The 6,571-nt window shown below is 67.3% G+C and carries 6 protein-coding genes; 2 read left to right on the top strand and 4 right to left on the bottom strand.

Annotated elements, in window-relative coordinates; all coding sequences use genetic code 11:
* The 3 genes from AC1DJT_RS05255 to AC1DJT_RS05245 form a co-directional block, all read right to left on the bottom strand.
* The coding region (locus AC1DJT_RS05255) for an AbrB/MazE/SpoVT family DNA-binding domain-containing protein (RefSeq protein ID WP_476833662.1) at positions 1–246 on the bottom strand (246 nt) is incomplete at its 3' end.
* 206 nt (positions 247–452) lie between these two features.
* The gene (locus tag AC1DJT_RS05250; RefSeq protein WP_476833664.1) at positions 453–926 is read right to left on the bottom strand and encodes a VOC family protein; all 474 of its coding nucleotides are present in this window, start codon (positions 924–926) and stop codon (positions 453–455) included.
* Positions 927–1,100: 174 nt separating this feature from the next.
* Entirely contained in the window at positions 1,101–2,498 is a 1,398-nt protein-coding gene (locus tag AC1DJT_RS05245; protein WP_441507943.1) for a metal-dependent hydrolase family protein, read from the bottom strand.
* Between the two features lie 351 nt (positions 2,499–2,849).
* On the opposite strand from AC1DJT_RS05245, the gene AC1DJT_RS05240 reads away from it, so the two are divergent.
* Complete coding sequence (locus AC1DJT_RS05240; RefSeq protein WP_476833661.1) at positions 2,850–4,394, top strand: cation:proton antiporter; 1,545 nt, start codon at positions 2,850–2,852, stop codon at positions 4,392–4,394.
* Positions 4,391–5,650, top strand: coding sequence for a flavin monoamine oxidase family protein (locus AC1DJT_RS05235; protein ID WP_476833660.1), 1,260 nt, complete (start codon positions 4,391–4,393; stop codon positions 5,648–5,650). The genes AC1DJT_RS05240 and AC1DJT_RS05235 overlap by 4 nt, the downstream gene beginning before the upstream one ends.
* Positions 5,651–5,784: 134 nt before the next feature.
* Here the strand turns inward: AC1DJT_RS05235 and AC1DJT_RS05230 are convergent, their stop codons facing one another.
* Positions 5,785–6,549 carry a GntR family transcriptional regulator gene (locus AC1DJT_RS05230; RefSeq protein ID WP_441507940.1) on the bottom strand — a complete coding sequence of 255 codons (765 nt, stop codon included), beginning with the start codon at positions 6,547–6,549 and terminating at the stop codon, positions 5,785–5,787.
* Positions 6,550–6,571: the final 22 nt, after the last annotated feature.

Raw genomic sequence — 6,571 nt, 5'->3', positions numbered from 1 at the left:
AGCCAGAACACTCGCCGCCATCTCTTCCAGCGTCTTCGCCCTGCCGACAGGCGGGAGAACGCCAAAGACGTCCTGAGGCTGGGTCTCCGCAAAGGCAGGAGCCGGCTTCAGCAGCACGCCATCGAGTGTCTCTTCGACGATGAGGCGCGTTCCGGCCCCCCATTCGCGCCGCTGGCGAATGGAGCTGGGCAGAATGACCTGGCCCTTCGTGGAGACCGTCGTTGTCAATTTCGGCGCGCTTGCCATGGTGTCCAAATGCCGTGGGTAAGACGATGGTAAGATAATGCCGCATGGGCTGGCCTTCAAGCGGGATCGAGCCGCGGCGGGGATCCGGCATCCCCAAGCTGCGCCCGCCGCGCCAGCGCGACGCAGCGTCTCTGGATCTGCGCCGGACACGACCCGGTATCGCAATGGCCGGCGGGGCTACAATGGGCAAAACCCCCTTGCGAGCCTCAGCCGCGCCGCGCCGCCTCGATCGCGGCGACATCGATCTTTTTCATGGTCATCATCGCGGTGAAGGCGCGCTTTGCTTCCTCGCCGCCGGCCGCCATGGCCTCGGTCAGCACGCGCGGCGTGATCTGCCAGGAGATGCCCCATTTGTCCCGGCACCAGCCGCAGGCGCTTTCCTGCCCGCCATTGCCGACGATCGCATTCCAGTCGCGGTCGGTTTCCTGCTGGTCGTCGGTGGCGATCTGGAACGAGAAGGCTTCGTTATGCTTGAAGGCGGGCCCGCCATTCAGGCCGAGGCAAGGGATGCCGGCGACGGTGAAGTCGACCGTCAGCACKTCGCCCGCCTTGCCGGAGGGGAAATCGGTCGGGGCGCGGCGGACGGCCCCCACCGCGCTGTCCGGAAAGGTCTCGGCGTAGAAGCGGGCGGCCGCTTCCGCGTCCTTGTCGTACCAGAGGCAGATCGTGTTCTTGGCGATCGTCACGGCTTGTCCTTTCGCTGTTTACGGCCAGTTCCGGCCTGGTTTCCACGCAGACGAAGGCGGTTCAYGGTTCGTCAAARGTCCCCCACGACCTTGGAATGCCCTGGCCCCATCGGGGTTCCGCCAGCAGGGCAGGAAAGACTATGGCGGCATCAGAGCCGCCTTAGGCCCTCAGCCCGGCAGCGCATTCTTGTAGATCTTGCCGTCCTTCATGATCACGACGAAAGACCGGTGCGGATCAGCGACGAGATTGATGTTCTCGAGCGGATTGCCGTCGACAAGCAGCAGATCGGCCAGGGCGTTGGGCGCAACCACGCCGAGTTTTCCCGGATAGGGATTGCGCAGGCCGGACAGTTCGAGCAGCCGCGCATTCGTGCTGGTCGCCATGGCCAGGGTTTCGGCGGGGGTGAACCAGCGCGTCCACTTGGCGAGAAGTTCGCCATGCCGCTTCGCAAGCTGCGGCGAAAACAGGATGTCGGTGCCGAAGGCGAGCTTGAGCTTGTATTTCTTCGCCAGCGCGAAGGTCTTCTCCGTGCCGGCAAACACGGTATAGGCCTTGGCCCGCTCGCCCGAGCCCGGCGGAAAGGCCTCCGCCATCTCGTCCGGGAAGGCTTGCGTGCTCAGCCAGATGTCCTTTTCCGCGATCAGCCGAGCCGACGCCTCGTCCATCAAGTGACCGTGCTCGATGCATTTCACCCCGACGGAGATCGCGCGGGTGATCGCCGCCGGCGTGTAGGCGTGGACGGTGACATAGGTCCCCCAGTTCTCGGCGGCCTCCACGGCGGCGCGCAGCTCGTCTGCGGTGAAGGTCGAGACATCGAGCGGGCTGAACGGCGAGGCGACGCCGCCGCCGGCCGTCAGCTTGATCTGGGAGGCGCCCTGCATCAGCTGCTCGCGCACCCGCATGCGCACCTCGTCGGGGCTGTCGGCGACCATGCTGCCGCCGACCTGCTCCATCCGCGACAGTGAGCCCTGCGCGCGCGGCAGGTCGGTCAGCTGGCGGAAATCCCCATGCCCGCTGGTCACCGTGATGACCGCACCGGAGGGATAGATGCGGGGCCCGGGCAGCACGCCGCCATCGATGGCCTGCTTGAGGCCGAAGGACGGGCCGCCCATGTCGCGGACCGTGGTGAAGCCGCGCATCAGGGTCTCGGTCGCCTCGGCGCCGGCCGTCAGATAATTGAAGCCGAGATTGCCGAAGAGCGATTGCGACGGCGTCGAGCGCACCAGCATCGCGTGCCAGTGCATGTCGGTCAGCCCCGGCATCAGCGTTCGCCCGCCGCCCGCGATGACCACGGTGCCGGGCTCCGCAGTGATTGGGGCCGTCGCGATGCGCTCGATCAGATTGCCGCGGACGAGCACATGCGACGGTGCCGAGAGCCCGCTGCCCGTCCCGTCGAAGATGCGGACGTCCTGGAACAGTGTCGTGCCGGTGCCTGTCGGGGTGCCGACCTGCGCGCGCAGCGGCGATGCCAGCGCGGATGCCAGAGCCGGAAGTGAGGCGACGAAACGCCGTCGGGTCAAAAGTGCCACGCTGCAACCTCCCGAAGCCAGATGGGGGAACGCCATGCCCACAGGCCTAAAGGCGTATCCCAGGAGAGCCCGGATGCAAACTGCCAGCCCAGATCGCCGTGCGTCCGTTCGGACAGGAGCGGCGATCTCGCTCTTTGTTCGAGCATCGGATTCTTCCGAAAACCGGATTCCACCTTTCGGTCCGATGCTCTAGCGCGTTCCTGTCATGGCGCTCCGGTCATCCGCCAGAGTGCAGGCTGCCCGCAGCGGCAGGGCAGGGGCGCGAGGATATGCGCGTGACGGCCTCAGCCGCGCTCATCCTGCGGTCCGCCTCCTGCGATCGGGCTTGCCGCCAAACTGATCTGCCCGCCAATCGACAATGCCGGCGGCCCCGCGCAAAATCCGGCGATGATCTTCTTCGAGTCGATCCTGGCCATCATGCTGGGGGCGGTGCTGCTCTCGGCGGGCGCGCGGCGCATCGGCGTGCCTTATCCGGTCGTGCTCGCGGTCGCCGGGACGGCGCTGGCGCTGGTTCCGAACGCACCGKAATTCGCGCTCGATCCCGAACTGGTGCTCGCCCTGTTCGTCGCGCCGATCCTGCTCGACGCCGCCTTCGATACCTCGCCGCGCGACCTGCGCCGGAACTGGCTCTCCGTCGGCAGTCTCGTCGTCGTTGCCGTCGGGGTGACGACGGTCGCGGTCGCGGCGGTCGCCCGGTGGCTGGTGCCGGATCTGCCCTGGGCCGCCGCCGTGGCGCTCGGCGCGATCGTCGCGCCGCCCGATGCTGTCGCGGCGACCGCCGTTCTGCGCCGCCTGCGCCCGCCGCATCGGCTCCTCGTCATCCTGGAAGGCGAAAGCCTGCTGAACGACGCGACCGCGCTGCTGATCTATCGCGTTGCCGTCGGGGCCGTGCTCGTCGGGGGCTTCTCGCCAGCCTCGGCGCTGCCGACCTTCGGCCTCGTCGTCATCGGCAGTATCGGGCTCGGCGCGTTTCTCGGCTGGTCGCTGGTCCGCTTCCTCGGCGCGTTCAAGGACCCGCCGAGCGCCATCATCCTGCAGTTCATCACGACATTCGGGGTCTGGATCCTGGCGGAGCGGCTGCATCTGTCGGGCATCATCACCATCGTCGTCTATGCCATGGTGATTGCGCGCACCGCGCCCGCCCGCACCAGCGCGCGCCTTCGCATCCCGTCTTATGCGGTCTGGGAGACGACCGTCTTCGTGCTCCAGACCCTGGCTTTCGTGCTGATCGGCCTGCAATTGCGGCCTATCCTCGCCAATCTCAGCCCGCGTGAGATCGGCGCCTTTCCCGTCATTGCGCTGGCCGTCCTGGCAACCGTCATCATCGTGCGCCTGAGCTGGGTCATGACCTATCAGGCGATCGCGAAACTGACGCGCCGGGCCACGGAGGGCGCGAAGGACGAGACGCGCCCGGCGTCAACGGCTGGCAGCGATGGCCTGATCATCGCATGGTGCGGCATGCGCGGCATCGTCACGCTTGCGGCCGCCTATGCCCTGCCGGGCGGTTTTCCGCACCGCGACCTGATCCTGCTCTGCGCCTTCACAGTTGTGGTCGGGACGTTGTTGATCCAGGGGCTGACCCTGCCGCTGCTGCTGCGCCGGCTGTCGCCGCGGGACGACCGCCCGGTCGAGCGCGAGTTTCGCATGGCGCGAAAGCTCGCCCTCAAGGCGGCCATTGCAACGATCCGCGATGCGCCGTCGGAGGCCGCGCTGGCGGTGCGCCGCGAATATGAYGACATGCTCGCGCAGACGCGCGACAGCGACGAGTTCGATACCACGCAGAACCAACTCCGGCGCGATGCACTCGCCGCGGCGCGCGACAAGGCGCTGGCCCTGCGGCGCGACGGCACGATCGGCGACGATGCCTTCCATCGGCTCGAGGAAGAGCTCGACTGGCTGGAACTGGGCGCAGCAGCAAGGACGGTCGAATGAGCGCGGAACTCGATGTCGTCGTGGTCGGCGCCGGCGCGGCCGGGATCGCGGCAGCGCGACGGCTTGGCGAAGCCGGTCTGTCGCTCGCCGTCATCGAGGCCGGCGACAGGGTCGGCGGCCGCGCCTGGACCATCCGGCACGAGGGTTTGCCGATCGATCTCGGCTGTGGCTGGCTGCACTCAGCCGAGCGCAATCCCTGGACCGCGCTGGCGCCGGATCTCGGCTTCACCATCGACAGGACGCTGCCGCCCTGGGGGCGCCAGTTCAGGAATATCGGCTTCCCCGCCGCCGATCAGATGGCGGCCCGCGCCGCCTTCGCCGGCTTCGAGCAGCGCCTGCGCCAGGCCCCGGCCGAGACTGACCGGGCCTCCGATCTGCTGGAGGAGGGCGGCACCTGGAATCCCTATCTCGAGGCCGTCAGCAGCTATATCAACGGAACTGACCTCGAGACGCTCTCGATCCGCGACTATCTCGCCTTCGCCGATGCKGATACGGGCGTGAACTGGCGCGTCATCGAGGGCTATGGCGCGCTCATCGCCAGGGCGGCATCCGGGCTGCCGATCTCGCTCGGCATGCCCGTCTCGGCAATCGAGGCTGACCAATCCCAACTCGCCATCGTCACGGGCTCGGGCACGATCAGGGCAGGGGCTGCGATCATCACGGTCTCGACCGATGTCCTGGCTTCAGGCGCAATCCGCTTGCCGGCGGCGCTTGCCGACCACATCGAGGCGGCGTCCCGCCTGCCGCTCGGCCTCGCCGATAAGGTCTCCTTCGCKATCGACCGCCCGGACGATCTGGAGCCGGACACGCAGGTGCTGGGAAACCCGCATGAAGCGAAGACCGGCAGCTACCATTTGCGCCCGTTCGGCCGACCCTTGATCGAGGGCTTCATCTGCGGCGCCGCGGCGCGCGAACTCGAATCGGGCGAGGACATGGTCGCCTTCGCCAAGGACGAGCTCGCCGGCCTTTTCGGCGCCKGCATCCGCCGCCGGCTGAAACCGGTCGCCCAGACGCGTTGGGCGAAATCGCTCTTCATCAGGGGCTCCTACAGCCACGCGCTCCCCGGCTGCGTCGAGGCGCGCGCCATTCTGGCAAGCCCATGGGACGAGCGCATCTTCTTCGCGGGCGAGGCCTGTTCAACGCAGGATTTCTCGACTGCGCACGGGGCCTATCAGACGGGGCTCGATGCGGCGGAGGGCGTTTTGGGCGGCCGTCAATTCGCGCGCAACGGTGGCCATCTGCGGCGCGATGGGTAAATCGCTGCCACACCCAAGGAAGGCGCTGACCGTTGGCCAGGACGTTCGCGTCCTGATGGGCCGCCAACCGATATAGCCCGTGCAGGCACCCAACGTCAGCTTTTGGCCGACCCTCCCATGCCCGGTTGCGGCGCCTACCGAACCTCATTGATGTAAGCATGCGCGCGCGTACTGGCGCGATGCCGGCCGAGAATGGTCGGCAGGCCCGCCTGATCGTAGGCGACCTCGTCAATGGCGAGCACTGCTTCCGGCCCGGCGAGATCGAGGAGGGCGATGTCCTCATCATTGGCAAGTTCAGCGGTAATCTGCTCGCGAACTGCTGAGATGCGAATGCCGTAATGCTCCAGCAGATGAAGGTAGAGTAGCGGCGGCAGAGCTGCCGGCTCGCGGGGTAGGCCTGGGACTCTTTCTTCTGCGAGCAGCAACTTGTCATGCATGACGGGGCGGCCGTCCGCATGCCGAATGCGGTGGATCGCGACCACACCGCCAGCTCTGATCTGTAGGCGCTGGGCTTGCTCGGGCGTAGCCTGCCGCGTCTCTACCGTCAGGAACTGGCTTGTCGACCGCACCAGGCTGCCGTCAGCCCGGTGGAGACGGAAATACTGGAAGAAGAAGCGCAGCGAATGATGCGGCGCGCGGCCGGTGACGACCGTGCCGGTCTTGCGCCGACGTGACAGCAAACCCTCGGCAACGAGGTCGCTCATCGCCCGGCGCACCGTGCCCACAGCGATGCCAAACCCTTGCGCCAATGCGGTTTCGTTGGGCAGCACCATGCCGGGTTGCCATTCCCCGACGAGGATCGCCTCCGACATATGCCGCTTCACGCGCTCATAGAGCGGTGCGGAATCGAGGGAGACGAGGTTCGGCAGCGTGGACGCCACGTCGCCGCCGCTGATCAATCCCGCGGCAGGCGCGGTCGCT

Source organism: Allobosea sp. 05T422_2 (genome assembly GCF_056396265.1).
This window is presented reverse-complemented; position numbering and strand designations above follow the sequence as displayed.

Excerpts from the sequence above, each read along its gene's own strand:
- AC1DJT_RS05245 (WP_441507943.1), bottom strand. The coding sequence starts at position 2,498 with ATGGCGTTCCCCCATCTGGCTTCGGGAGGTTGCAGCGTGGCACTTTTG.